Origin of the sequence: Rothia sp. HMSC062F03, assembly GCF_001836905.1 — a bacterium.
Classification (GTDB): Bacteria; Actinomycetota; Actinomycetes; order Actinomycetales; family Micrococcaceae; genus Rothia; species Rothia mucilaginosa_A.
The window spans coordinates 52,256-77,499 of the sequence record NZ_KV830893.1 but is presented as its reverse complement, the minus strand read 5'-3'; the positions used below and the strand labels follow the sequence as shown (position 1 = coordinate 77,499).

Below are 25,244 nucleotides of genomic sequence, written 5' to 3'. Positions count from 1 at the left end.
CGCGGGGCCTTCGGCGCGCGCGAATGCCCCTCCGACGGGGGCATGGGACTCATCGGCACAGCCTAAGCCTCCGACTTCTTGGTCAGGTCGCCGTCGTGACGAATCTGCAGGGCCTCCAGCAGGCGCGGGCCCAGAGCCGTCACATCGCCGGCGCCAACGGTCATCACAATGTCACCACTCTGAGCGTACGAGGCGATGTCCTCGATAGCACTCTCCGCGGTCGCGTAACGCACCTCGGAGAAGCCGGCACCCGTAATCAGCTCGCTGGTCACGCCCTCAATGGGCTGCTCGCGAGCCGGGTAGATATCCAGCACGTAGGCGCGATCGGCCATCGACAGAGACTCCGCGAACTCCTTCGCGAACTCGCGGGTGCGCGAGAACAGGTGCGGCTGGAAAATCACGTACAGGTTGTGGCCGTCGGCCACGGTGCGGCCGGTCTGCAGGGCACGGAACACCTCGGTCGGGTGGTGTGCGTAGTCGTCGAAGACCTTCACGCCCGCGACCTCGCCTCGCAGCGTAAAGCGACGGTCAGCACCCACAAACTCACCCAGGGCGGCGGCGATTTCGGGGCCCTGAGCACCGGTCAGCAGGGCGGTGATGAAGGCGGCCGCGGCGTTCAGCTGATTGTGGATGCCGGGAACCTTCAGCGCCAGCTCCTGCTTGCCCTCGAAGCGCTCACCGCGACATTCGAAGGACCACTCCACCGTCGACGAGGAGGAGGAACCCGCGCTCGTAATCTCACGGATGCGCAGGTCGGCATCCTCGGACTCGCCGTAGGTCACGACCGGCACGCCGGCCGCGCGGGAACGGGCGGCCAGGGAGGCGGCACCGGCGTCATCGGCGCAGGTTACCAGCACGCCGCCGGGGGCCAGCGAACCCACGAAGCGGTTGAACGCCTCAAAGACGCGCTCGTCGGTCTCGTAGAAGTCCAGGTGGTCGGGCTCAACGTTCGTCACCACGGCAATCGCCGGGCGGTAACGCACAAAGGAGCCGTCCGATTCGTCGGCCTCGGCCACAAAAATCGAGTCGGGGCCCTGCGCGCCCAGGTGCGCGTTCGTGCCGCGACCGGCGATCACGGTGCCCACGGCGAAGGAGGGGTTGCGGCCCAGCTGATCGAACATCACGGAAATCATGGAGCTGGTCGTGCTCTTGCCGTGGGTACCGGCCACCGCCACCACCTGCGAAAGCCCCATCACGGCGGCCAGCGCCTCGGAGCGGTGCAGAACCGGAAGGCCCTGCGCGCGGGCAGCGGCCAGCTCGGGGTTATCCTCGCGAATCGCGGTGGAAATCACCACGGTATCGACGTCAACGATGTTTTCAGCAGACTGGGGCACGCTCACGTGGGCGCCGGCGGCACGCAGCGATTCAACGGCCGAAGATTCCGCGCGGTCCGAACCGCTCACGGTCACGCCGGCCTGCAGCATCAGCGCGGCGATAGCGCTCATACCCGCGCCGCCGATGCCGATGAAGTGCACGCGACCCAGCGCGTCCATCGCGTGGCGCTCGGGGAACGGCGGGTTCAGGGGTGCCGGCAGCACCATCTCAAGATTCATCAGTTCAGTCATTAGTTCTCAGCTGCCTTCAATACTGCTTCGGCCATAACGCGAGCCGCGTCACGGATACCAAGTTTATAGGCTGCAGCGCCCATGCGCTCCAGTTCTTCGGGGTTTGCCATCAGCTCCGGAATCTCACGGGCAAACCACTCACCGGTGACTTCTGCGTCCTTCACCAGCAAGGCCGCTGAGGCCTCCACCAGGGAACGAGCATTCAGGGCCTGCTCACCATTACCAATGGGGAGCGGCACAAAAATAGCGGGCACACCCACCGCGGCAACCTCACTCACCGTGGCCGCGCCGGCGCGCACCAGCAGCAAATCGGCGGCGGCGTACACGTCCTGCATGCCGTTGCTGAACTCAATCTGACGGTAGTTCGGGGTGCTCAGGGGTTCGCCGTTCTCGTCCAGAACGGTCTTGCCCTTACCGGTGATGTGCAGAATCTGGAAGTCCCACTCTGCGAAGCGATCACGGCAGGCCGACACGGCGTTGTTCAGGCTCAGCGCGCCCAGCGAACCACCGGTCACGATAACGGTGGGCTTCTTCGGGTCCAGGCCCAGGTTGCGGCGGGCTTTTGAACGGTGCGCGTCGCGGTTCAGGTAGGCAATCTCATCCTTCATGGGCATGCCCACCAGGGTCGCGTGCGGGAAGGGTGTATTGGGGAAGGCCACACCCGTAAACTTCGCGAAGCGGCCGCCCAGACGGTTAGCCAGGCCGGGCTTCGCGTTCGCTTCGTGAATGACCACGGGAATCTTCGAGAAGAAGGCAGACAGGTACGCCGGTGGGCACACGTAACCGCCCACGCCAACAACCACGTCTGCATCTACATCCTTGAGGATGCGGCGGGTCTTCGACAGGCCACCCAGGAACTTCGCGGGGAAGGCAAGCGCCGCGCGATTAATGCTGCGGGGGAAGGCCGCGCGGGGAATGAACTCGATATCGAAGCCGGCCGCCGGAACCAGATCGGCTTCCATCTTGTCGGCGGTGCCCAGCATCAGAATCTTGGCGTTCGGTTCAAGGTCGCGAACGGCGCGGGCAATCGCAAGCATCGGATTAATGTGACCGGCGGTGCCACCACCGGCGAAGACTATAGAGGGTGCCTTCTTCGTCATAGGTCTCTCTCCCAATACATCGGTACAGCATCATTTTACGCTATCGCCCCGCACCGCAGAGCGCGGCGGAACGCCCCCGACCGCGAGCTCTAGCTCAGGTCGGGGGCGCTTTGAAGGAACGCGGGGCCGAGAGGTAAGGCCGTTCTCGACCGCTGTCCACCTCGGAAAATCTCTCTACCGCTCTCCCCCACCGGGCTGACGGCGCGGCGACTGACCGTGCTGACGCTGCTGACGCTGAGCTCGGCGGGCGCGGTCCTCGGGATGCAGAGGCTGCAGGCCGGCGGGCAGACCACCGCGCTGATTCTGCGGACGACGACGCTCCCCCTGCCCGGGACGCCGGCCTCGGGTCTGCTGTTCCTTCGAGCCCTGCTCGGCCGGACGCTGAACCGGGCGGGCGGGTCGGGGCTGCTCGGTCTTGCCGGGTGCAGCCTTGCCGGGGGCTCGGCGCTCTCGGGCCTTCTGCTCTCGGGTTTCCCTCGTGCGGGCCGCCTTCTCGCGGTCCGTCTTCTGCCGCTCGGCCTCCTCCAGGGCCTTCTGCCGCTCAGCCTTCTCGCGGGCCGCTTCCTCACGGGCACGGCGAGCCAGCTTCTGCCGCTCAGCCTTCTCACGGGCCGCTTCCTCACGAGCCGCACGGGCCTCCTCACGAGCCGCGCGGGCCTCTTCGCGGGCGCGCTCTGCCTCACGCTGCTGTTCGATGCGCTTCAACTCGCGACGCTGCTCCGGATCAAAGCCCAACCAGCGCCGGACAAAACCGCTCAGGCTGCCCAGCTTCGACAGCGGATGCTGCTCCTGCATCAGGTGGCCACCGGCCTCGGCACGCTCCGCGGCCTCCTGCTCCACCACAGCCTGCAGGGGCAGGCGGCGCTTCCAATCGGCGTTTGCGCGGCGAATCTCGCGAGCGCTCTGGTTCTCAACGCTCGACGGGGCCGTCGCGCCTCGCAGGGGCGTCTGCCGGGCAAAGGCCAATAGTAGGCCCGCCGCGCACAGCGAAGACAGCAACGAGGAACCACCGTAGGAGACAAAGGGCAGCGGCACGCCAATCACCGGCAGAATACGGGACACCATGCCCATATTGATGATGGCCTGAGAGGTCAGCCACACCATAATGCCGCCCGTCGCCAGGCGCACCAGCGGATCGGCGGTGCGCAGCATGATACGCACCGCACAGTACACCAGACCCACGTACAGCAGTAGAACCGCCATCGTGCCCAGAAGGCCCAGTTCCTCGCCAATAATCGCGAAAATGTAGTCGTTGTGGGCCTCTGCCAGGTAGTTGTACTTCTGGCGCGACTGGCCCAGGCCAACGCCCAGGAAGCCGCCGGTCGCCAACGCCACCTCACCCGAGTTCGCCTGATCACAGTTAGCGTTCGTGCACGAACCCCAGATGCCGAAGATACGGGCCACTCGGTTCGGGCTACTCAAAACGCCCAACAGGGCCAGCGCGGCAACCGCGCCGCCAATCTGCAGCATTGACCGACGTGAGGCACCGGCCATCCACATCATGCCCAGGAAAATGAAGCCGTACACCAGGGCCGTACCCATATCGCCGCCGACCATAATCAGCAGAATCAGGGCGCCCACACCGTAGATGGAGGGGAACAGGGTACGCCAGAGGCTCCGCGAAATATCGCCCTGGCGGTTATACACCCACGCCAGCCACATCACGATTGCAAGCTTCGAGAACTCCGAAGGCTGCATCTGCACGGGGCCCAGCTTAATCCAGTTACGGTTACCGTTCACCTCGACGCCGATAACTACCACCGCCAACTGTAGCACCAGGGCCACCGCAAGCATCGCGTTCACCACGACCTGCTTGTGATACCACCCCACCGGAATATTCGTAATGACGGCCATCGCCACCACACCGAGCACCAGGAAGAGAATCTGCGAGGACACCTGAGAGAACGGCGACTGGCCCTGCGAAATCATGGTGACGCTCGAAGCCGAGAGCACCATGATGCAGCCGAAAATCGCCAAACCCAGGGTCGTCACCAGTAGCATGACCGGCACATCCCACAGGTCAGCCTTCAGACCGCGACGGTACAGGCGCTTGCCAAACGAACGGGCCGGTGCCGTCATCTCCTTCAGGGCAGTCCACGGGGACGAGGCGTGCCCGGTCTGTTCGGAACGGCCAGCCCGCGAAGACGCAGAACGCTTCGAGGATGCGCTGGTACTCACATGCCCTCCTAAGGCTTGGAACGCCACAACCCACAGCGATGAATCGCGGCGGCGATAACAATTGAGAAAAGAGGCGGGGGTGGAACCCAAAACGTCCCACCCCCGAGAGCGCGGCTTAGGCGGCACGGGCCGCGAACGCCGCTACGCGCTAGGGTACCGGCCGGGGCCGAATAGGCTACGACTGGGCCAGCTGATCGGCCACGGCGTTCGCAAACGCCTCGCCGCGCACCGCGTAGTTCTTGAACTGGTCCATCGATGCCGCGGCCGGTGCCATCAGCACCGTATCACCCGGCTGAGCGATCTCGGCGGCCTTCGCCACCGCGGCGTTCATGACGGCGATGCCGTCCGAGGGGTCGGCCACCGAGGCGGTCAGGTTATAGGTCGGAACCTGCGGGGCGTGGTTGGCCAGGGCAGCCTTGAGGCCTGCGGTATCCGTGCCGATGATGAGCACGGCTTTCAGGCGCTTGGCGTGATCGGTAATCAGCTCGTCGTACTCCACGCCCTTCGACAGGCCGCCGGCAATCCACACCAGCGAGGGGTAACCGCTCATCGAGGCGTTGGCCGCGTGCGGGTTCGTGGCCTTCGAGTCGTTCACCCACATGATGTCATCAGCGTACCCCACCAGCTGGTTGCGGTGCGCACCGGTCTTGAAGGAACGCAGACCCGCACCCACGGCCTTCGGATCGACGTCGGCGGCACGGCACAGGGCAGCCGCGGCCAGGGCGTTCTCGACCGTGTACTGGGCCGGCATCTTGCCCGGCGCGGGGGCCAAATCCTGCACGACGCCCAGCTCGAGCGCCTCGTTGTAGCGGTTCTTCAGGAAGGCCCGGTCCACGATGATATTCTCGGCCAGGCCGAGCATCGACACGGCCGGCATCTGGGTGGCGCTGAAGCCAATCGCGCGGGCGCCCTCCACCACGTCGGCATCCTCCACCATGCGCAGGGTGTCGGCGTGGTCGGTGTTGAAGATGCAGGCCACCTGGGTGTTCTCGTACACGCGGGCCTTATCGGCCTTGTAACGCTCGAAAGAACCGTGCCAATCCACGTGATCCTCGGCAATGTTCAGCACGACCGAGGCGTAGGGCGACAGGGAAAAGGTCCAGTGCAGCTGGAAGCTCGACAGCTCCACCGCGAAAAACTCGTAGGGCTCGTCGTCGGCAATCGCGTACACAATCGGCATGCCCACGTTGCCCACCTGAATGGACTTCTTGCCCGCGGCCTTCAGAATCGAATCCGTCATGCCCACGGTCGTGGTCTTGCCGTTCGTGCCGGTCAGGCACAGCCACTTGGGGCTGGGGCGGCCGGCGCGGTCGTTGAGGCGCCAAGCCAGCTCCACGTCACCCCACACCTGGATACCGCGCTCGTAGGCATCCAGCATCACGGGGTGGTCGGGGCGAATACCCGGAGAGGTCACGACCAGCTCGGGGTCCTCCCCTTCAACCTGCGGCAGGGCGAGCATGTGCTCGGGGCCGAACAGGCCGCTCACCGGTCCGTACGCGTTACGGTAAACCTCGATGCGCTCACGCTTCTCGGGGGTGTCTGCCCCGTCGATAACCGTGATGCGCGCACCCAGCTGCGCGAGCACATCCGCGGCGGCGTCACCGCTGGTGCCCATCCCCACGACCACGACGCGCAGACCGGCCCAGGGGGCGTCCCAGCTGGTCAGCTGCGCGAGGCGCTCGTTCTCGTACACCGGGTTGACGGCAATCGCCTGGGCGTTTGCCTCGCGGCGGGCGCGCAGTGCGTCCTGTTCCATAGTTGACATTAGTGAATCACTCCAGAAGTCTGAGAGAACCAGTCGCCGAAGAAGAGAGCCAGGGCCACCAGCACGCACAGGGCGTTGACAACCCAGAGGCGGAACACGGAGTTCACCTCGCCGCTGCTGACGGTGCCGGGCTCCAGGCCCTTCTTATCGATTGAGTACTTGCCGTTCAGACCGGTCTTCTCCATGTGGTGGTGGAAGGGGGTCATACGGAAGTAACGGTGCGCGTGCAGGGGCTTCTCCCCCGCCGCAACCGAGCGCTTGCGGCTGACCTTGAAGACAAACTTCTGAACGATTACGGAGAAGACCTCCAGCACCGGAATCAGTGCCATGACCAGCAGCAGGAGCTCGGTGCGGGTGAACAGGGCGAAGGCAACCATCGCACCGCCCAGGGCCAGGGAGCCGGAGTCGCCCATGAAGATCTGCGCCTTCGAGACGTTCCACCAGAGGAAGCCGGCCAGGGAACCAATCAAGGAAGCGGCAATCAGCGCCAGTGAACCCGGGTCGCGCACGTCGTAGCAGGCGGTGCCGGCGCCCGCGGTGCAGGCGTGCACGTACTGCCAGATGCTGATGGTCAGGTAGCCCGAGAAGATCGTCATCATCACGCCACCGGCCAGACCGTCCAGGCCGTCGGTGAAGTTCACGGCGTTCGTGCCCGACAGGGAGATGAGGGTAATCCACACGGCCACCAGGATGGACCCAAACACCGCACCGGCGGCAAAGAGGTCAATCGGCAGGTCGCGCACGAAGGAAATCGCGGTGGATGCGGGGCGCGCGCCAGACTCGTTGGGGAACTGGAAAGCCAGGAAGGCGAAGGGAACGGTCACCGCGAGCAGGCCGATGGTCTTCTGACGCTCGGTCAGGCCCTCGTTGCCCTTGTGGCGGAACTTCATGATGTCATCCGCAGCACCCACGCCGAGCATGCCCAGGGTAAAGGCGATGGTCAGCCACGCGGTGGCGCTCGGCAGCGGCGAGGTACCGAAGAAAACGGCGCTAATGCCCATGGTCAGCAGGTACGCAAGAATCGCCGCCGGGATGAAAATCAGGCCTGCCATGGTGGGGGTGCCCGCCTTGTACTGGTGGGCGGCGGGGCCCTCATCGCGAATCAGCTGACCGAGCTTGAGGGACTTCATCTTCTTGATGAACACCGGAAGCGCGGTCAGGGAGATAAGGAACCCGAGGATTCCTGCAATCAACACGGTAATCATGAAGCGTTACCCTTCGTTGGTGGTCTGTGCGGGGGTGCTGGACTCGGTACCGTCCAGGTGGGCGGCCAGGTGCTCGCTCAGGTCGGTAGCCTCAACAAAGTCGCCGGCGGAAAGCCAGGTCGGAGCCTCGTCCTCGGCGGAGCCGAAGCTCTCCTCGGCGAAGGCGAATTCGTCGCCCAGCAGGCCCAGCTTCGCGCCGTTCGAGGACTTGAAGAGCACGATATCGCCGGGACGCAGCTCGGCGCGCAGAATCTGGGCGGCCTCCTGCGGGGTCTGAACCCAGGTCGCCTCATTGCCCCAGGAGCCTTCCAGGTGCGCGGCGTTATAGACGGGCTTAGCGATGTCACCGACCGCGATGAGCTTCGAAATGTTCATGCGCACCACGAGGCGGCCGAGGTGATCGTGTTCCTGAACGGACACATCGCCCAGCTCCAGCATGGCGCCCAGCACGGCCCAGGTGCGGTGCGGCTGACCGGTCGCCGGGGCCACGGTGCGGCCCAACTGTGCGAGGGTGCGCAGCGCCGCCGCCATGGACTCGGGGTTGGCGTTGTAGGCATCGTTAATGACGGTCACGCCGTCGGCACGGTCGGTGCGGGCCATGCGCCACTTGGAGGCAGCCGCCGCGCCGTTGAGCGCGCGGGCAATCTTCTCGCCCGCGATACCGCTGTTGTAGGCGACAGCCGCAGCGGCCAGCAGGTTGTGCACGTGATGCTCACCGATCAGGCGGGAGGAAATCTCGTACTCGCTACCGTCAGGCAGGCGCAGCGTGAACTCGGGGCAACCGGCATCGGTGGTGCGCAGGTTCAGCGCCGCCACGTAGCGCTCGTAGGGCTGGCCGTTTTCGTCGGTCTTCTCCCCCACGCCGAAGTAGGTGACGGGGGCGACCGAGCGGGAGGCCATGCGTAGCACGCGCGGGTCATCCGCGTTCAGGGAGAGGGAGCCGCCGGGCTGAACGCCCTCGGCCAGCTCGCCCTTGGTGCGCTCGATATTGTCCACGCCGCCGAACTCGCCGGCGTGGGCGGTGCCGACCTTCAGGATTGCGCCGTGGTCGGGACGCGCAATATTCGCCAGGTATTCGATGTTGCCCACGTGGTCGGCACCCATCTCAATGACCAGGTAGCGGGTGGATTCGTCCGCGCGGAAAACCGTCAGAGGCACACCCACCTCGCTGTTGTAGGAACCCACCGGAGCGACCGTGGGGCCCTCGGGGGTGAAGATGGCGGCCAGCAGATCCTTCGTGGTGGTCTTACCGGCCGAACCGGTAATGCCGACGACCGTCAGCTCGCCCTGCGCGCGCATCTGCTCAATCGCGTAGCGGGCCAGGTCGCCCATGGCCAGCACCACGTCGGGAACGCGGATGCTCGGGTAGGGAACGCCCTGCTCGTCGACGACTTCGCGCTCGACCAGGGCAAGGGTTGCGCCCCTCTCGAACGCCGTGGGAACGAACTTGTGGCCGTCCGTGACGGCGCCGGGCTTTGCCACGAACAGGGTGCCGGTCTCCACCTCGCGCGAGTCGGTGGTGGCGAAGGTCGCGTGCACCTGCTCCTCACGGCCGTCCAGGCCGATTGCGGTGCCGCCGGTCGCCTCCAGAATCTGGGCAGCGCTGAGCTTAATCATTCTCTACCTACCTTCAGCGGTCTCGGTCGTCTCGGTGGCCTGCGCGGCCCCTGCGGTGTCAATCATGCGGCGGTAATCGGGGAGCACCTCGAAGCCGTGGGCGTGCAACGCGCGAGCGGTCTCCACACGGTCGTCCAGGGCGATGTCCACGCCGTCGACGTCTTGCTCGGTCTCGTGGCCGCGGCCGGCAATGAGAATCGCATCGTGCTCGGTGGCCAGGGCAATCGCCGCATCGATGGCCGCCGATCGCGGGGAAATGTTCAGGATCTGCTGGGCGCGACGGTTCTGCGCCTTCTGCGCGCCTTCCTCGACGGCGGCACGAATCGGGGCGGGCTCTTCACCGTGCGGATCGTCATCGGTCACGATGACGATATCGGCGTTCTGAGCGGCAATCGCGCCCATGATGGGGCGCTTGAGGTGGTCTCGTTCGCCGGTCGCGCCGAACACAATCATGACCTTGCCGTCGCCGGGGCGGTCCATAGCCTCCAGCGCGCGGGTCAGGCCGTCGGGGTTATGCGCGAAGTCCACGATGGCGTGCGGCGCCAGCGAAATCAGCTGCATGCGGCCGGGCACCACGGGGGTGAGCGCCGGACCGGAGGCCAGGGCCGGCAGCAACAGCTCGCGCTCGGCGGCATCGGTATCGAGGTACGCCATGAGGGCGGCCAGGGCCGCGTTCGAAACGTTGAAGTCTGCGGGCAGGCCCGTGTAGCACTCAATGCTTTCACCGGCGCCGTTCTCCAGGTGGAAGCGGTGGCCCAGACCCTCGCGCTGCACGCGGACCACGGCCCAATCGCGCTCACCAAACTCGGCGGGGACCTCGGCGAGGCCGGCACCGCGGGCGGTCACCAGGCGGTGCACGTGCTCGGCGCCCATCCGCTCGGCGGCGGAGGCGTGCATCTTCTCGCCCCAGCTATCGTCCGCGGTAATTACGGCCAGCTCGGCGCGCTCGGGGGTGAACAGCTGCGCCTTCGACTCAAAGTAGTGCTCCATCGTGCCGTGCAGGTCCAGGTGGTCCTGCGTCAGGTTCGTAAAACCGGCCACGGCGTACTTCACGCCGTCGACACGGTGGTAGTCAATCGCGTGGGAGGACACCTCCATCGCCGCGCACCGCAGGCCGTGCTCACCCATGATGGTCAGCAACGAATGCACGTGGGGCGACTCGGGGGTGGTCATCTTCGAGGGCACGGACACGCCGTCAATCAGAATCTGAATCGTGCCAATCAGGCCGGTCTTTACACCCAGACCGGTGCGGAAAATAGACTCCAGCATGTAGGTGGAGGTGGTCTTGCCATTCGTGCCGGTCACCGCGTAACGGTGAGTAGCGGGGAAGGATGCCGAACCGTAAATCTGCGCGGCCAGAGGGCCCACGTACTCACGCAGGTGCTCGGTCACCAGCAGCGGAACCGCGGCCTCACCCAGCAACTCGGCACCGGCAGCATCGGTCAGAATCGCCGCGGCTCCCAGCTTCAGGGCACCCTCGGCGAATTGCGCGCCGTGCACCTTCGCACCGGGCAGGGCCACGTACAGGTCTCCCGCGCAGACACCTCGCGAGTCCATGCTGATGCCGGTCACCTCAACGTCCTCAACAGCGCCGCTCTGCTGCGCGGCCGGACGCGAGCTCACCTCGGCACCGAGATCACGCAGGGTGTCGAGAAGGTGCCCCAGGCTCACGGGGCGCACAGATTTCGGGCGCAGAGTCTGGGCATCGCCGCCCAGCAGATTCGGGCCGGATGCGTGAGATGCGGTATCCATCATCCTTCTTTCCTCTCCGCGGATTGGGCGGGGAGCTCGCTATTGTGGTGCCTCGGGGCACACGGGGTCATTCAATATTCTACGGTCTTAATCTCTTGGCGGGTGTTCAGAATCTTGATTCACCCGCGCGAAGAGACGGTCTCTACCCGTTACTCTTACCGTCCGCGAAGATCGGAATCGTCTCCGGTTCACCGGTCGACCGCGGCACGTTATAGGTGTGCAGGGTCTTCTCCATAATCTTGGAGAACTCAGCCGTCGTACCGTTCGCACCCACGCTACCCTCAGGACGCTGCATGGTCACCGCCACCAAGAACTGCGGGTTCTCAATCGGCGCCACACCAATAAAGGAAGTCGTGTTGCCGTCATAGCCGCCCTTCTCACTCGGGGTTTCCGCAGTACCGGTCTTACCGCCCACGCGGTAGCCGGTCACCTTCGCCGGACGGGCATCATGGCCTTGCTCCACCACATTCTCCATGAGAGTCAGGCAGGAGGCGGCAGTCTGCTCACTCACCATGCGTTCACCAGGCTCCACGGCACGCTTATGTTCGGTACCGTCGGCGTCAATAATTGCGTCCACAATGCGCGGCTTCAGACGAACACCCTTATTGCCCAGCGCCTGGAAAATCATGGCGGTCTGCAGCGGAGTCTGCGCAACACCCTGACCGAACAGCACGGTGTACTGCGTGCGGCCGTCCCAATCGCGCCAATCGCTGATCAGGCCCTGCTCCTCACCGGTCAGCTCGATGCCGGTGAACTCGCCCACGCCGTACTTCTTCAACCAGTTGTAGCGCTCTTCCTTGCTGAGCTTCTGACCGACCAGCACCGTACCGGTGTTCATCGAGTCCGCAATAATGCCCGAGAAGGTACGGCGTTGCGCCGGGTGCTCGAACGCATCCTTGAAGGTCTGCCCGTCAATCGTGAGGGTCGCGGGTACGTCGTAAACGCTCGTGGGGGTCGTGAGGCCCTGCTCAATCAGCGCCGAAGAAGTCAGCATTTTCTCGGTCGAACCGGGCTCCACGCTCTGCGAGATGGCTCGCGGGGTCATATCTGTGGCGTCCTCGATGGTCTTCGCGCCGGGATCCATGGTCGAGGAATCCGCCAGCGCCAGCAGGGAGCCGTCCCGCACGTCCATGACGATTGCGGTACACCACTCCGCTTTGAGCTCCTCGGCGCGGGCGCGCACAACCTGCTGGGCGAAGTACTGGATGTCTCGGTTAATGGTCAGACGCACGTCCTTACCGTCAACCGCGAGGCGCTGCTCCTCCTTGGCCACGGGGATGCGCACACCGTCCGCGCTGATCTCGTAGGTGCGCTCGCCGGGGGTTCCGGCCAGCTCCTTTTCGAAGACGCGCTCAATACCCACCGAAAAGTTACGGGTCACGGTGCCGCCGGTGCCATTGCCGTCGGGCTCATCCACGATGTTGTACTTGCCGACCACGGAGCCGCCCACGCTACCGTTGGGGTACAGGCGCTGCGAGAAGGCCTCGCCGTAGATGAAGGGCGCGCCAAGGTCGTCAATCTTGTGGAAAATCTCGGGAGAAACGTCGGTCTTGATGACCGAGTACTTGGAGGTGCCGTCCAGCTTCGACTTGATGAATTCGTCGGTGATGCCCGGGTCCACGCTCTTGAGGATATCGGTCATCTCGTAGACCAGCTGGCTCGGGGTCACCTCAATCTTCTCGGTGCGGTCCTCGTTGTAACGCTTAAAGGTGGCGACGGCCGTCTGATCCGCGGTGAGGTTGTAGCGCTGCACCGAGCGGGCCATGACGTTGCCGTTAATATCGAGAATCTGTCCGCGCACTGCGGGAAGCACCTGCGAGCGCAGACGCTTCTGGCGCGATGCGTTGGCAACCCCGCCGGGGTCGAAGCCCTGGCGCACGAAAAGGTTTACGCCGATGACGCCCAGGGCACCGGTGGCGGCCGCGCCGGCCAGAAAGCCTCGGCGGGTCAGGTCCGGCTTCCCGGATGCCGGTTCGTTCGCGTGATGGCGCGCGTCGAAGCTCATTCGGGGATATCCTTTCGCGGTTCTCGTGCTGTGTGGGGTGTCGGTTGGGGGCGGCTAGCGGGTGGCCTGGCCGTTCTGTGCGGTGCCGTTAGCGGCACCGGTGTTCGTGTTCGCGGCGTTATTGGCCGCGGCGGGGCTGGCCGTTGCGCTCGCCGAGGCGCTCGCGGCCGCGCTTGCGTGACGTTGCTGGGTGGTCTTATCCGCATCCACCACGCTCTTGGCGTAGCTTTCCTCGGAGCCTGCGGCCGGGGGCGCAATCAGGTTTTGTTCCTTGGTCGCGGCCTTGCCGGTGGGGCTGGCCACGGGGGCGGGGGTTCCCTCAATCTTGGAGGTCTGCAGGTTCAGGGTGGCCTGCGAGGAGCTGGCGAACATGCCCAGGGCGCTCGCGCGCACCGCCAGGTCCTGGGGCGCCTCCTTGAAACCGATCTCCTGCTGCAGGGCCTGGTTCTCCTGCACGAGACGCTGTTCCTGCGCGCGCAGGTCCACCATGTCATACTGTCGGGTCACGATCAGCACGTTGAGCAGCAGGATAAAAATCAGGGTCAGCGGGATAGCGGCAAAAACGGCCAGCATGGTCGGCGGGCTCAATCGGCGGGCGCGGCGGGTCACCGCGGACAGCGGCGTGCGTCGGGTGACGACCTCTTCCTCGCGCGGTTCCTCGGTTCGGGCCGCGGCACGTACCGGTCCGGGAACGTGGCCCGCGGTGCGCTTACCCCCGTGGGAGGCTGCGGTGCTTGCCGGGCGAACCACGGGCTGAGAAGCGGTAACCGGATCCACCCGCGCGCTACGGGTACGGCCGGAATGTACGCCCTTGGAGGTGCGGGTCACGCCCGCGCTGTGCGAGGCGTTCGAGGAGCCCAGGCTCGAGCTCAGAGCGCCGGATGCACCCGCCGAGGGGCGCGAAGAACCGGCGCGTCGAGTCCGCGGGGTACCCTGGGCGCGGGTGGGGCGCTGGGATGCGTGCTGGGTGCTCATTCGCTCTCTAATCTTCGTCTTAGGTGGTTACTAGCGTCTGTCGCCTGCGGGCGAGCAAATCGCTACTGGGCGGGGATTCGAATCTTCTCGGCTGCGCGCAGCTTGGCGCTGGCCGCACGAGAGTTTTGCGCAATCTCTTCCTCGGTGGGCGGCTCCGCGCCGCGGGTAATAATCTTGATCGTGGGCTTGTGCTCCTCGAGTTCCACAGGGAATCCCTTCGGAGCCTTGGAGGTCGCCTCGGCTGTGAGGGCGCGCTTCACGATTTTGTCTTCCAGGCTGTGGTAGCTCATCGCAACGAATCGGCCGCCCAGGTTCAGCGCATCCAGGGCCGCGGGAACGGCCCGTTCGAGCGCCTCCAGCTCGTGGTTGACCTCGATGCGCAGCGCCTGGAAGGTGCGCTTGGCGGGGTGGCCGCCGGTACGCTGGGCCGCGACGGGAACCGCCTTCTGAATAATGCGCACGAGCTCGCCGGTAGTCTCCAGGGGCGCGTTGGCGCGGGCAGTGCAGATGGCGCGGGCGATGCGCGAGGCGAACTTCTCCTCGCCCCAATTGCGGATAATGCGGCGCAGTTGGTCCTCGCTGTACTCGTTGACCACGATGCGCGCGGTGAGCTCGTCCTCGGAGTTCATGCGCATGTCCAGGGGCGCGTCGTAGGAGTACGCGAAGCCACGGGCGCGTTCGTCCAGCTGCATGGAGGAGACGCCCAGGTCCAGCAGGACGCCGTCAATTCCCTGCACCCCGGCGGTTTCCATGGCGCGGTCGATTTCGTCGTAGACCGCGTGTACAGGCACAAAACGCTCGCCGAAGCGTGCCAGACGCTCCCCCGCGATGGAGTGGGCCTGCAGGTCCCGGTCGATACCGATGAGCACCAGGTTCTCGAACCGCTCCAGCAGCGCCTCGGAGTGGCCGCCCATGCCCAGGGTTCCGTCAATCACGTAGGCGGTTCCGCGTTCCTCCACGGCACGCTCAATGCCGGGTGCCAGCAGGTTGATGCAGCGGTCCAGCATGACGGGCACGTGGCGCTCGCTGGCGTCACGCTCGGAAAGATTGTCGATGGAGGCGCCGGTGACCTTCACCGAGGAGCCGGAGGTGCCGGCTTCGGGGGCGCGTTCTACGCTCATGGGTGCTCCTGTGTGAGGTAATCCTGCGTGGTGGTGAGTGGTGTGTCGATAAAGCGTGTGGGGGGCGCAGACCGCGCATCGGGTCCGTACCGATTTACCGCTCTGCCGGCTCGGCGTTCCTGTCGAATCGGCGTTCCTGTCGACTCCGTGTCTCTGCCGATTCGACGAGCCGTCGAGTCGTTAGAGCAGGGGGCTGAAGGGGTCTTCGTCCAGGGCCGCAAACTCGGCCTCCGTGCGGGCCAGGTACTCCTCCCAGGCGGAGGCGTCCCAGATTTCCGCGCGGGTTCCGGACCCGATGACCACGAGCTGGTCGCCAAGCCCGGCGTACTGCCGAAGAATCGGAGGGATGGTGATGCGCCCCTGTTTATCGGGTAGCTCATCCGAGGCTCCCGAGAGGAATACTCGCAGGAAGTCGCGGGCGGCTCGCCCCGGCAGGGGTGCGCTGCGCATCCGCTCGTGGATGCGCTCGAATTCCGCGGAGGGGAAAACGTACAGGCATCGTTCCTGACCGCGGGTCAGAACGAGGCCTGCTGAGAGTTCCTCACGGAATTTGGCGGGGAGGATGATGCGCCCTTTGGCGTCCATCCGTGGCGAATAGGTTCCCAGGAACATTCGCGTCACCTCCCCCGTGTGTGCCTGATGCTGAGCCTGTCGTGCGCCCTCGCCTCACGTCCCTTCCGATGGCGCTTGCGGAGCGAGCGGAAGAATACGACGTGCGCCCTGCACCACAGCGGAAACGGGTGCGGAGCACGGCTGAGGGAGGGGGCTTCAGCCTTCTCCTCCACTTTACCCCACTTTCCACCACCTCCCCCACCTCGAGGAAGGTCTTTTAGGGTTTTTATTCCTTCTTTTGCATTTTTTATCTCAACGCACAGCTTCTACACAGGTTAGAGCCGTTTAGCGGCAGAACTTAGATACACAGTAGCGGAGTGGCGCGAGGCACACACAAAAGGAGTTAGCTCCTATTCCGGGCGGGCTATATATGCCTTCACCCGGGGCAACCAGCTTGCCGTACGCAGAAGGATTGAAAGCGAAGCCCACAAGCCCCCCCCCGAGCAAGAAAGGGCCGCTCTGGAAAGGCACCGGGCACGAAAAAGCGGAGGCGAGACATACGTCTCGCCTCCGCTTGGGAAAGTCATTATGAGTTCCGGCTTGCACCCTTCAACTCGGCATCCTTAGCCAGGTATTTTCACCTCGGTATTTTCACCCCGGTATCTTCGGTCCGAAACCTGCTGTCCCGGGCCATCAGCGGGTTTTAGTTCTGACCGTTGTTGCGCTCGTCCCAGCGCTCCTCCAGGCGGTTCATGAAGGCCGAGCGCTCCTTCTGCTCGCGGGAGCGGGCGCGGGCGGCACCGCCGGCTTTGCCTCCCAGGAAGGAATCCACGGGGGTCTTCTTGCTGGTGCTGGTGAAGTACACGCCGAAGGCTGCAAAGAGGAAGCCGAGCACGCCCAGCCAGATGAGGTGAGAGGCGACGGCACCAATGATAATGCCCAGACCGATTAGCACGCAGAGAATTCCGAGCGCCAACTGTCGAGCACTAAATACGGGAGCAGTATTGCCGGTGGAGGACATGGACGAGGCAAAGTTCGGATCCTCATTGCTCATGAGTTCTTCGAGTTGCTCAAGAACTTTCTGTTCACGCTCGGACAGTGCCATCGTGTTCTCCTTTGTCTTTCTGACAACGCGTTCGCGCCGGTATCCACAGCGGGTTGAAACGCATCCCGTGGCGCGCACGCACTCTTTGGTTCCATCCTACCGCGCAAGGCGCGAGCAACGCACTATTTTTAGCCTCTCAGCTACTTATTTTACGAACCATTTTGGGGCTATTTCGACACGTGGATGCGACGGGGCCGGGGAACTCACCAGCCGCCCGTTTCTTTCAGCCTTCGCCGCTGCGATGGTCCACCGATTCTCCTGTCCCTCTATCCGTCACGAGCCTCTTCCGCGGAGCCCGCCTCGGCCCCTCCCGAGCGGCCGTCGGCCTTCCGGTCGGTAGCGCAACCCCCGAGGCCGGCTTGATGCTCTCGGCCGAGTACTTCCGCTGAATCGCGTCCATGACGTGCTCAACCTCGGACCAGCGACCAGCCTTCACGAGCACCGCCTCGGTAGCCTCCGGCGCGAGCTTCGACGATCGAGAGTTCAGATCCCCGAGGTTCACCGCGCCTCCGCTCCCCCGATTCCTCGACCCCCGCCCGGCGGGCTTGTACTCGATGGATTCGAAGAGAGCCTGCTGCACCCCGTCCTCGGCGCGAGCCAGTTTCTCAGCCCGCACGCCAATCAGGCGGATGGGTCGCGGTGCCTCGTCCCCGGTCAGGATTCCGTCGGCCCGCAGCGCCTCCAGCGCCAGCTCGGCGATGCGCATCCCCGAATCCAGGGGCGAGCTGAGGGGCACAGATCGAGTGTGGGTCTCGAAACCCGCATAGCGAATTTTCAGGCTCAGCCGCCCCGCGAGGCGACCGGATTCGCGCAGACGCCGCCCGAGCTTGAGACTCAGCTCGCGCACAATCCCGCTGATGGCGGCGGCATCGACGGTATCTTCGGAGAAGGTATGCTCGCCACCCATGCTCTTCTCATCGCGTTCGGTCAGGACGGGCCGGTCATCAATACCCCTCGCAACAGTCCAGAGGTATTCCCCGTGGGAGGTACCGAAACGGTCCCGAAGCCACTCGATGCTCATGGACCGCAATTGCGCAATGGTCTGGATTCCGTAGCCGGCCAAAAGCTTTGTGCTTTTCGAGCCCACGCCCCACAGCGCCGAGACCGGGCGCGGGTCGAGGAATTCCTGCACGCGGCCGGGCGGCACGACCCATAGGCCGTTGGGCTTACTGCCGGTCGAGGCCATCTTGGCCAGCAGTTTATTGGGAGCCACCCCCGCCGAGGAAGGCAGGGAGAGTTCCCCTGCGATGCGCTCACGCGCCCGCTGCGCCAATTGCACGGGGTCCTGCCCGTGCCGGTAGGCGCCCGTAAGATCCACGAAGGCCTCGTCCACGCTCACCTGCTCTACCAGCGGGCTAAGGTCACGCAGAATACCCATGACGGCTCGGGAATAGTACCGGTAATCCGCGCGCAGGGGAAGGACCGTAGCGTGCGGAACCTCGGAGAGGGCACAGCTGAGAGGCATACCCGAATGGACCCCGTGGGCGCGCGCCTCATAGGAGGCCGAGCATACCACTGAGCGAGGGCCCGTCGGCGCAACGATAATGGGCTTACCCCGAAGCGAGGGGTTCTCGAGGAGTTCGACGTTGACAAAGAAGGCATCCATATCGAGATGCATAATGACGCGCGCATTATCGCGGCCCGGCTTACTCACCCCTCAACCTCCCTTCGACAGCTTTCACCACACCCCAAATATAGCACACGTCTACGAATTAAGCTCCCAAATATTAGTAAACATATTCGTAAATACCCCGTGTGACGCGTTTCTCCACTAAGCTAGAGGGGTGCACACCGCACCCATGCCCATCGTCCCCACGTACACCGAGGATAGTATGACGACCCCTTCCCCCGCCGGAGGCTCCGCAGAGCTGCCCGCAGGCATCGCCGAGGCTCTCGAACATGAGCAGAGCGCCTACCTGAACGCCTTCAATACCCTGATGGCCGAGTTCTTTGCCGCGCAGCGCGAACTATTGGAGGGCATCTCCCCCGAGACCCTCCCCCTGCTGGAGGCCATCGAGTCCCTTTCTACCGGCGGCAAGCGTCTGCGTGCCCTGCTGAGCTATTGGGGTTGGCGCGGGGCGGGAGGCGCACCCGTGACCGAGAACCGCGGCACCTGGTCCATCGTGAAGGCCGGCATGGCGGTGGAGCTATTCCAGACCTCCGCGCTCATTCACGACGACATCATCGACCGCTCCGACACCCGCCGCGGCGCCCCCTCCGTGCACAAGCGTTTCGAGGCCGCGCACGAGCAGAATAACTGGCGCGGCGACGCCTTCAACTACGGTCTGACCGGCGGCATCCTGGCCGGCGACCTGACCCTCGCCTGGTCGGCGGAGGTCTTTGCGTCCCTGGGCGAGGGCGCACTATACGGTTCCCCGGCGCGCACCATTTTTGACCGTATGCGTTCTGAGGTTCTGGCCGGGCAGTACCTGGACGTCTACTCCGAGGTACTCGACACCGAAGATGCCAGCTCGGCCCTGCAGCGAGCGCTCAACGTGATCCGCTTCAAGTCCGCCAAGTACTCGTGCGAGCACCCCTTCACGCTCGGTGGGGCCCTGGCGCTGCAGGCGCGGGCTTTGGAGAGCGGGGCCGGTGCAATCAGCGAGGAGCACCCGGTGCTTGCCGGCTACCGGGCCTTCGGTCTGCCGCTCGGTGAGGGCTTCCAGCTGCGCGACGACGAGCTGGGCGTTTTCGGTCGTCCCGAGGTGACCGGCAAGCCCGCCGGTGACGACCTGCGCGAGGGTAAGCGCACCGTCCTGGTGGCGCTGACCTCCGCGGCCCTCAGCGAGCAGGAGGTAGCGCTCCTGCACGACAGCCTGGGCAACCCCAACCTGAGCGATGAGCAGGTGGAGCGCATCCGTGAGCTCATGGTGTCTTCGGGTGCTTTCGCCGAGCACGAGCGGCTGATTGAGCAGAAGTCCCATGCGGTCTTTGAGGCTCTGGATGCGCTGGAGCTCGACGAGCTCGTGCGCGCGGCGCTGAGCGATATCGTGGACCGCGCGCTACGTCGCAAGTCCTAAACGGGCGTGTTTTCAGCCCGCGGGGCCTTCACCGCGGGGCGTGGAAAAGACGTAGGAATAGCGGCGAGGCGCAGCGAAGAGACCGTTAAACGACAGCGGATGGGGTAGCGTTCACGCTACCCCATCCGCTGTTTTATCAGTTGAGTTCCCGCCGTGCGAAGAGCACCCGGGCCGGAGTGTTTACCGGCCCCCTGCGCCTCCGCGTTGCGGCGCTACCCTCCGGTGCTACCAGGCCAGGGCCTGGGCGCGGCGACGAATCTCGGTCTTGCGGCCGTCAATCAGTGCGTCGATCGGGCGGCCGGGCAGGGATTCGTCCTCGGTGTACAGCCAGACGATGGCTTCCTCATCGCTGAAGCCGGAGTCCTTCAGCACCACGAGGGTGCCCTTGAGGGATTCCAGCACGCGCGAACCGTTCAGGAACAGCGCGGGAACCTTGCGCACATTGGTTTCGGGGTCGCGCAGGGCGATGAGCGTACCGTCAGAAATCAGGTTGTGCACGCGGGTCACCTTCAGATCGAGGGCCTGCGCAATATCGGGAATAGTGACCCAATCGCCGACGAGGGCGAAGGTCTGAGCAATATTTTCGTTAGTCACCTTTTAAGAGTGCCAGAGCCGACTCATATTTACCACTTTCGACCCGCTCAGCCGCGCGGAGCGTCACAATCCGCTCAGGCGGTTGCCTTAGAATCAGCTGAGTATTACCCTCCCGATAACCTTTTCCCCGCCGCGCGATTGGACCGAGCGATAAGATAGAGGCCGTATGAATATTCCCCTCCCGCGCCCCCGTTCTTCCGCGCACACTCACTCATCGCCCTCGCATCCTCCCGCCTCTTCTACGGTTCCTCCGGCCACCACCGCGCCCGCACAGGGTGCCACGGTCGGCTCTTCGGAGTGGCTGAGCGGTGCCATTATTGAGGGGCACTACCAGGTGGGCTCGCTGATTGGGCGGGGCGGCATGAGCGAGGTCTACTACGCGCTGGATCTGTGGTCGAACAATCCTGTGGCGCTCAAAATCCTCTCCCCTTCCCTGGCGCAGGACGCCGCCAACCGGCAGAAATTCCACCGCGAGGAACGCTCGATGCGCCAGGTGGGCGGCGGACACACGGTGGGTGTCATCTCTTCGGGCACCGAGTACGTGGCCGGGCAGATGGTCATGTATATCGTGCTCGAATACGTGCACGGATGCACGCTCAGCCAGCTATTGCGCACGCGGCGCGCCCTGAGCCTGGGCGAGGCGCTGGATGTTCTGCTGCCGGTGGTGGATGCCCTCTCGGAGGTGCACGCCAACCGCTACCTGCACGGTGATATTAAGCCGGGCAATATTCTTCTGGACGCCAACGGCCAGGTGAAGCTGACGGACTTCGGTCTGTCACGCCGCGACGATCAGGTGGATTCCGGCGCCCCCATGGGTACTCCCGCCTACGTGGCACCGGAGGTCCTGGACCCGCAGGTGAAGGTGGGCGCGCAGGCCGATATCTTCGCGCTCGGCGTCATGATGTACCGCATGCTGGCGGGACGTCTGCCCTTCGTGGGCTTGGAGAACGACCAGCAGGTGCTGTACCACAACGCCAATATTGAGATGCCCCCGCTCGGCGATATCGCCCCGGGCATCGACCGCGACGTGGCCGGAATTATTGCCTGGTGCACCCGCAAGCAGCCGCAGGCCCGCCCCGAGGACGCCACCGAGCTTTTTGCCTCCCTCAAGGAGGTTGCCGAGTCTCTCGGCGAGTCCGAGCTGTCCTGGCGCGCTCCGAGCGTCCCGGAGCCTACCTCAAGCCTGTGGGAGGCGGTGGCCGAGATTGCCGAGCGCAGCGGCGCGGGGCAGATGGTGCGCAACACCCCCATCAGCGCGTTTAGCGATGCCGGGGACCTGCTCGCCTACGACGTTTATTCTCCGGATAGCCTGCTCACCGGTTCCCGAGAGGAGGTGCATCTGGCCGACGTGGACGCGGAGGACTCGGTGCTCAACCCCAAGGGTATTCCCCCGCTCAAGAGTTCGGCCCCCGAGGTTTCGGCTGCCTCCGATGGCGGCGAGCCCAACGAGGCCGATGACTCGCGGGGGTCGAAGGGGCTTCAAAGCTCCGGCGCCTCATCCGATGCATCCGATGCACCGTCCGTCGGCATCGGGCCGCAGACCGAGCAGGAGTTTATCTCGACCTTCGGTGAGTACGCCCCCATCTACGCCGAGCGCGCGCTCAACGCCTACCCCGACTACTCCGATGCCGCGCAAAGCCCGGACGGGGCGCACACCCCTGATACTTCTCGGCGGGGTTCCGGCGGGAGCACCGGTTCCGCCGATTCCTCCGGCTTCACGTCGCGGGATGCTCTCCACCGCGACCGCCGACTGCCGGTACGTGAGCTCACCCCTCCTCCATCAGGCGCGGCGATGGGTGTGTGGGCGCTGATGGTGATTCTGCTGGGCATGAGCGCCAGCTTCAGTGGGTGGTGGCTCGCGACCTCCATCCTGCAGTCGGAGTGGTGGAAGAACTTCGCGAGCTTCTTCGGCCTGGGCTATTAGATGCTCAGCCGCCGGGATTCATCGGGAATCGAGGTTCATCGGGATCCTGCCGGGGACCAAACCGTTAGGAGCTCAGAATCTCTCCTCACCCCAGAACGCTCCAAGCACCCTCGCCGCTAAACGCTGTCTTCGCTAAGCGCCGTCTTCACTAAACGATACGGGCCCGGCCCCTCACTCTTGAGGGGCCGGGCCCGTTAGTACGTCGCAAGGGCGTACGAGAAGCGATGACGCGAAAACGTCCTTAGCCGCGGCTACCGCGGTTCTTGAGGTACTCGGAGACCAGGAACGCGATTTCCAGGGACTGCGAGTGGTTCAGGCGCGGGTCGCACAGGGACTCGTAGCGGTCGGCCAGTGCTGCCTCGTCGATAGCGTCGGAGCCGCCCAGGCACTCGGTCACGTCGTCGCCGGTCATCTCCACGTGAATACCGCCGGGGAACGAGCCCAGAGCCTCGTGCACCTCGAAGAAGCCGCGAACCTCGTCGAGCACGTCGTCGAAGCGGCGGGTCTTGTAGCCGGAGGGCACGGAGATGGTGTTGCCGTGCATCGGGTCGGTCACCCACACGACCTTCGCACCCTCGGCCTGCACGCCCTCGACGATGGAGGGCAGCTTCTCGCGAATGTTCTTCGCGCCCATGCGGGTGATGAAGGTCAGGCGGCCGGGCTCGCGGTTCGGGTCGAGCTTGTCAATCAGTGCGAGTGCGTCCTCGGTGGTGGTGGTCGGGCCGAGCTTCACGCCGATGGGGTTGCGGACCTTGGAGAGGAAGTCCACGTGGGCGTCGTCGACGCCGCGGGTGCGCTCACCAATCCACAGGAAGTGTGCGGAGGTGTCGTAGGGCAGCTGGGTGCGCGAATCGATGCGGGTCAGGGCGCGCTCGTAGTCCAGAACCAGGGCCTCGTGGCCAACGTACATGTCGGTGGTCTTGAGGGCCTCGAAGTTCACACCGCAGGCTTCCATGAACTTGAGGGCGCGACCGATTTCATTAGCGGTCTTCTCGTAGCGCTCATGCGCGGGGTTGGAGGTGAAGCCCCGGTTCCACTGGTGCACGGCGCGCAGGTCTGCGAAGCCGCCCTTGGTGAAGGCGCGCACCAGGTTCAGGGTGGAAGCGCTGGTATGGTAGCCGCGCAGCATGCGCTTGGGGTCGTGCACGCGGGCCTCGGGGGTGAAGTCGAAACCGTTGACGGTCTCGCCGCGGAAGGAGGGCAGGGTGACGTCGCCGCGGGTTTCCATGTCTGCGGAGCGCGGCTTGGAGAACTGGCCGGCCATGCGGCCCATCTTCACCACGGGCATGGAGGCGCCGTAGGTGAGCACAGCGGACATCTGCAGGATGGTCTTGACGCGGCCGGAGATCTTGTCGGCGGTTGCGCCGGCAAAGGTCTCGGCGCAGTCGCCGCCCTGCAGCAGGAAGGCGCGACCTTCGGCCACCTCGCCGAGAGCCTGGCGCATGGCGTCCACCTCGCCGGCAAAGACGAGCGGGGGAACCGAGTTCAGCTCTGCGATGGTGCTGGCGAAGTCTTCGTGCTCGCTCCAGGTGGGCTGCTGGTCAATGTGCAGCTCGCGCCAGTTATCCAGACCGTGGTCGTCGGTCTGCGCGGTGTTGAGGTTCTGGGTGCTCATCATTCACTCCGTCGGGATGGTCTTGTGCGTCGTCTCTCGACCCCGCGCGGACGGGGAAGAGATGGGTATATTGTACTCTTACGGTGTTTACGAACGCCCCGGGCCGGGGCTTCATCTCAGGATTCAGATAACCCCTAGTCGGCCCGTGTGGCCGTGCCGTCCGCCTATGCCTTCTAGCGTTTCTCGTTCTGCAGTCGGGACACGGCCTCGTCGGCGCTCAGGTGCTCGTCGGCCATGAGCTTCTTGACGCGATCCGCGTAGACGTCCACGTACTCCTGCCCGCTCAGGGCGCGAATCGCCGCGCCGATGGTATCGGCAACCTCGCGCTGGGAGCGGTAGCTGATCTCGACGTCGGCGGTGTACTTCTCGAAGGTGAGGGGCTTGCCGATGACGGTGCGCACGCGAATCGGCTCGCCATCGTGGCGCAGGTGGATGCGGTTCGAACCGGAGGGCTGAATCAGGTCGGTGCCAATCTGCCCGATGGGAACGACGGGCACCCGTGACTCGAGGGCCAGGCGGGCCACGCCCACCTTGGGACGGTAGCCGCGGCCGTCGGGGCTACGCGTTCCCTCGGGATAAATGCCGATGATGCCGCCCTCGGCGAGAACCCGCGCGCCGGCGTCGAGGGATTCCTGGCTCTTCTGACCGCCGGAACGGTCCATGGGCAGCTGGCCCACCCCGCGGAAGAATGTGGCCATCGCGCGGCCCTTGAGCCCCGGGGTCGTAAAGTAGTCGCTCTTGGCGAGGAAGTTCACGGTGCGGGGCAGCGCAAGCGGAATAAAAATGGAATCGCAGAACGCCAGGTGATTGCTGGCGACGATGAAGGGGCCCTTGGGCAGGTTCTCTAGCCCCGTCACCTCGTGGTGGTACAGGCCCGTCAGCAGTGGCGAACCAATAATCTTGAGGCTTCGGTACAGGGCGGTGGTCGGCATGGGGATCTCCTCTCTGAATATTCCCGGCTCAATTCTAGCCTGTCTCTGCGGCTCTCCCCGACCGCCACCGTATTCCGCGTCCGCATTACGGCGAATGTGCGCCACGAGTCGGCTACCTGCTCCGCCCTCCGCTGAATCCGTCGTCCTCCCCCGCCGGCAGGCTCACCTCACAGGTGCCGTCGAGGCGGGCGAGGTATTCTAGGGCCGAGGGGCGGTGCG

At 64.9% G+C, this 25,244-nt stretch carries 18 protein-coding genes; 2 read left to right on the top strand and 16 right to left on the bottom strand.

The annotated features are described in order from the left end of the window. Positions 1-62 precede the first annotated feature (62 nt). From murC to dinB, 13 genes are all read right to left on the bottom strand, one after another. On the bottom strand, positions 63-1,565 hold the full coding sequence (gene murC, locus HMPREF2674_RS07515; RefSeq protein ID WP_049343457.1) for a UDP-N-acetylmuramate--L-alanine ligase: 1,503 nt from the start codon (positions 1,563-1,565) through the stop codon (positions 63-65). Continuing rightward, complete coding sequence (murG, locus tag HMPREF2674_RS07510; protein ID WP_070825323.1) at positions 1,565-2,665, bottom strand: undecaprenyldiphospho-muramoylpentapeptide beta-N-acetylglucosaminyltransferase; 1,101 nt, start codon at positions 2,663-2,665, stop codon at positions 1,565-1,567. Before murG ends, murC begins: the two co-directional genes overlap by 1 nt. Positions 2,666-2,839: 174 nt before the next feature. Next, entirely contained in the window at positions 2,840-4,843 is a 2,004-nt protein-coding gene (gene ftsW / locus HMPREF2674_RS07505) for a putative lipid II flippase FtsW (RefSeq protein ID WP_084824456.1), read from the bottom strand. Positions 4,844-5,018: 175 nt separating this feature from the next. After that, entirely contained in the window at positions 5,019-6,608 is a 1,590-nt protein-coding gene (murD, locus tag HMPREF2674_RS07500; RefSeq protein WP_049346136.1) for a UDP-N-acetylmuramoyl-L-alanine--D-glutamate ligase, read from the bottom strand. Beyond that, positions 6,608-7,813 carry a phospho-N-acetylmuramoyl-pentapeptide-transferase gene (mraY, locus tag HMPREF2674_RS07495; protein ID WP_070681406.1) on the bottom strand — a complete coding sequence of 402 codons (1,206 nt, stop codon included), beginning with the start codon at positions 7,811-7,813 and terminating at the stop codon, positions 6,608-6,610. Before mraY ends, murD begins: the two co-directional genes overlap by 1 nt. A gap of 6 nt (positions 7,814-7,819) precedes the next feature. Continuing rightward, positions 7,820-9,430, bottom strand: coding sequence for a UDP-N-acetylmuramoyl-tripeptide--D-alanyl-D-alanine ligase (gene murF / locus HMPREF2674_RS07490; protein ID WP_070825322.1), 1,611 nt, complete (start codon positions 9,428-9,430; stop codon positions 7,820-7,822). Positions 9,431-9,433: 3 nt separating this feature from the next. Continuing rightward, entirely contained in the window at positions 9,434-11,182 is a 1,749-nt protein-coding gene (locus HMPREF2674_RS07485) for a Mur ligase family protein (protein WP_070825337.1), read from the bottom strand. Between the two features lie 142 nt (positions 11,183-11,324). Continuing rightward, a complete protein-coding gene (locus tag HMPREF2674_RS07480; protein ID WP_070825321.1) occupies positions 11,325-13,187 on the bottom strand; it encodes a peptidoglycan D,D-transpeptidase FtsI family protein in 1,863 nt (620 codons plus the stop codon). Between the two features lie 54 nt (positions 13,188-13,241). Then, on the bottom strand, positions 13,242-14,162 hold the full coding sequence (locus HMPREF2674_RS07475) for a cell division protein FtsL (RefSeq protein ID WP_239663354.1): 921 nt from the start codon (positions 14,160-14,162) through the stop codon (positions 13,242-13,244). 62 nt (positions 14,163-14,224) lie between these two features. Beyond that, a complete protein-coding gene (gene rsmH / locus HMPREF2674_RS07470) occupies positions 14,225-15,283 on the bottom strand; it encodes a 16S rRNA (cytosine(1402)-N(4))-methyltransferase RsmH (protein ID WP_049332642.1) in 1,059 nt (352 codons plus the stop codon). A 180-nt stretch (positions 15,284-15,463) separates the two neighbouring features. Next, positions 15,464-15,895, bottom strand: coding sequence for a division/cell wall cluster transcriptional repressor MraZ (gene mraZ, locus HMPREF2674_RS07465; RefSeq protein WP_049332640.1), 432 nt, complete (start codon positions 15,893-15,895; stop codon positions 15,464-15,466). A 643-nt stretch (positions 15,896-16,538) separates the two neighbouring features. Then, positions 16,539-16,940 (bottom strand): DUF3040 domain-containing protein, encoded by a 402-nt coding sequence (locus HMPREF2674_RS07460; RefSeq protein ID WP_049343465.1) that lies wholly within the window; start codon positions 16,938-16,940, stop codon positions 16,539-16,541. Positions 16,941-17,163: 223 nt separating this feature from the next. Then, positions 17,164-18,594, bottom strand: a complete 1,431-nt coding sequence (dinB, locus tag HMPREF2674_RS07455) for a DNA polymerase IV (protein ID WP_246826198.1) — start codon at positions 18,592-18,594, stop codon at positions 17,164-17,166. A 283-nt stretch (positions 18,595-18,877) separates the two neighbouring features. On the opposite strand from dinB, the gene HMPREF2674_RS07450 reads away from it, so the two are divergent. Further along, complete coding sequence (locus HMPREF2674_RS07450) at positions 18,878-19,960, top strand: polyprenyl synthetase family protein (protein WP_371441259.1); 1,083 nt, start codon at positions 18,878-18,880, stop codon at positions 19,958-19,960. A 225-nt stretch (positions 19,961-20,185) separates the two neighbouring features. Here HMPREF2674_RS07450 and HMPREF2674_RS07445 read toward each other — a convergent pair whose 3' ends face one another. Beyond that, positions 20,186-20,554, bottom strand: a complete 369-nt coding sequence (locus HMPREF2674_RS07445) for an Rv2175c family DNA-binding protein (RefSeq protein WP_049332634.1) — start codon at positions 20,552-20,554, stop codon at positions 20,186-20,188. 166 nt (positions 20,555-20,720) lie between these two features. Between HMPREF2674_RS07445 and HMPREF2674_RS07440 the strand changes: the two genes are divergently transcribed. Then, positions 20,721-22,478, top strand: a complete 1,758-nt coding sequence (locus tag HMPREF2674_RS07440) for a serine/threonine protein kinase (protein ID WP_084824454.1) — start codon at positions 20,721-20,723, stop codon at positions 22,476-22,478. A gap of 241 nt (positions 22,479-22,719) precedes the next feature. On the opposite strand, the gene HMPREF2674_RS07435 is transcribed toward HMPREF2674_RS07440, so the two are convergent. Together HMPREF2674_RS07435 and HMPREF2674_RS07430 are read right to left on the bottom strand one after the other, a co-directional pair. Next, entirely contained in the window at positions 22,720-24,093 is a 1,374-nt protein-coding gene (locus HMPREF2674_RS07435; protein ID WP_070825319.1) for a class II 3-deoxy-7-phosphoheptulonate synthase, read from the bottom strand. Positions 24,094-24,266: 173 nt separating this feature from the next. After that, positions 24,267-25,025 carry a lysophospholipid acyltransferase family protein gene (locus tag HMPREF2674_RS07430; protein WP_070825318.1) on the bottom strand — a complete coding sequence of 253 codons (759 nt, stop codon included), beginning with the start codon at positions 25,023-25,025 and terminating at the stop codon, positions 24,267-24,269. Between the last annotated feature and the right edge of the window lie 219 nt (positions 25,026-25,244).

Excerpts from the sequence above, each read along its gene's own strand:
- murC (WP_049343457.1), bottom strand. The coding sequence starts at position 1,565 with ATGACTGAACTGATGAATCTTGAGATGGTGCTGCCGGCACCCCTGAAC.
- murG (WP_070825323.1), bottom strand. The coding sequence starts at position 2,665 with ATGACGAAGAAGGCACCCTCTATAGTCTTCGCCGGTGGTGGCACCGCC.
- murD (WP_049346136.1), bottom strand. The coding sequence starts at position 6,608 with ATGTCAACTATGGAACAGGACGCACTGCGCGCCCGCCGCGAGGCAAAC.
- mraY (WP_070681406.1), bottom strand. The coding sequence starts at position 7,813 with ATGATTACCGTGTTGATTGCAGGAATCCTCGGGTTCCTTATCTCCCTG.
- murF (WP_070825322.1), bottom strand. The coding sequence starts at position 9,430 with ATGATTAAGCTCAGCGCTGCCCAGATTCTGGAGGCGACCGGCGGCACC.
- HMPREF2674_RS07485 (WP_070825337.1), bottom strand. The coding sequence starts at position 11,182 with ATGGATACCGCATCTCACGCATCCGGCCCGAATCTGCTGGGCGGCGAT.
- HMPREF2674_RS07480 (WP_070825321.1), bottom strand. The coding sequence starts at position 13,187 with ATGAGCTTCGACGCGCGCCATCACGCGAACGAACCGGCATCCGGGAAG.
- HMPREF2674_RS07475 (WP_239663354.1), bottom strand. The coding sequence starts at position 14,162 with ATGAGCACCCAGCACGCATCCCAGCGCCCCACCCGCGCCCAGGGTACC.
- rsmH (WP_049332642.1), bottom strand. The coding sequence starts at position 15,283 with ATGAGCGTAGAACGCGCCCCCGAAGCCGGCACCTCCGGCTCCTCGGTG.
- mraZ (WP_049332640.1), bottom strand. The coding sequence starts at position 15,895 with ATGTTCCTGGGAACCTATTCGCCACGGATGGACGCCAAAGGGCGCATC.
- HMPREF2674_RS07460 (WP_049343465.1), bottom strand. The coding sequence starts at position 16,940 with ATGGCACTGTCCGAGCGTGAACAGAAAGTTCTTGAGCAACTCGAAGAA.
- HMPREF2674_RS07450 (WP_371441259.1), top strand. The coding sequence starts at position 18,878 with ATGGCCGAGTTCTTTGCCGCGCAGCGCGAACTATTGGAGGGCATCTCC.
- HMPREF2674_RS07440 (WP_084824454.1), top strand. The coding sequence starts at position 20,721 with ATGAATATTCCCCTCCCGCGCCCCCGTTCTTCCGCGCACACTCACTCA.
- HMPREF2674_RS07435 (WP_070825319.1), bottom strand. The coding sequence starts at position 24,093 with ATGAGCACCCAGAACCTCAACACCGCGCAGACCGACGACCACGGTCTG.
- HMPREF2674_RS07430 (WP_070825318.1), bottom strand. The coding sequence starts at position 25,025 with ATGCCGACCACCGCCCTGTACCGAAGCCTCAAGATTATTGGTTCGCCA.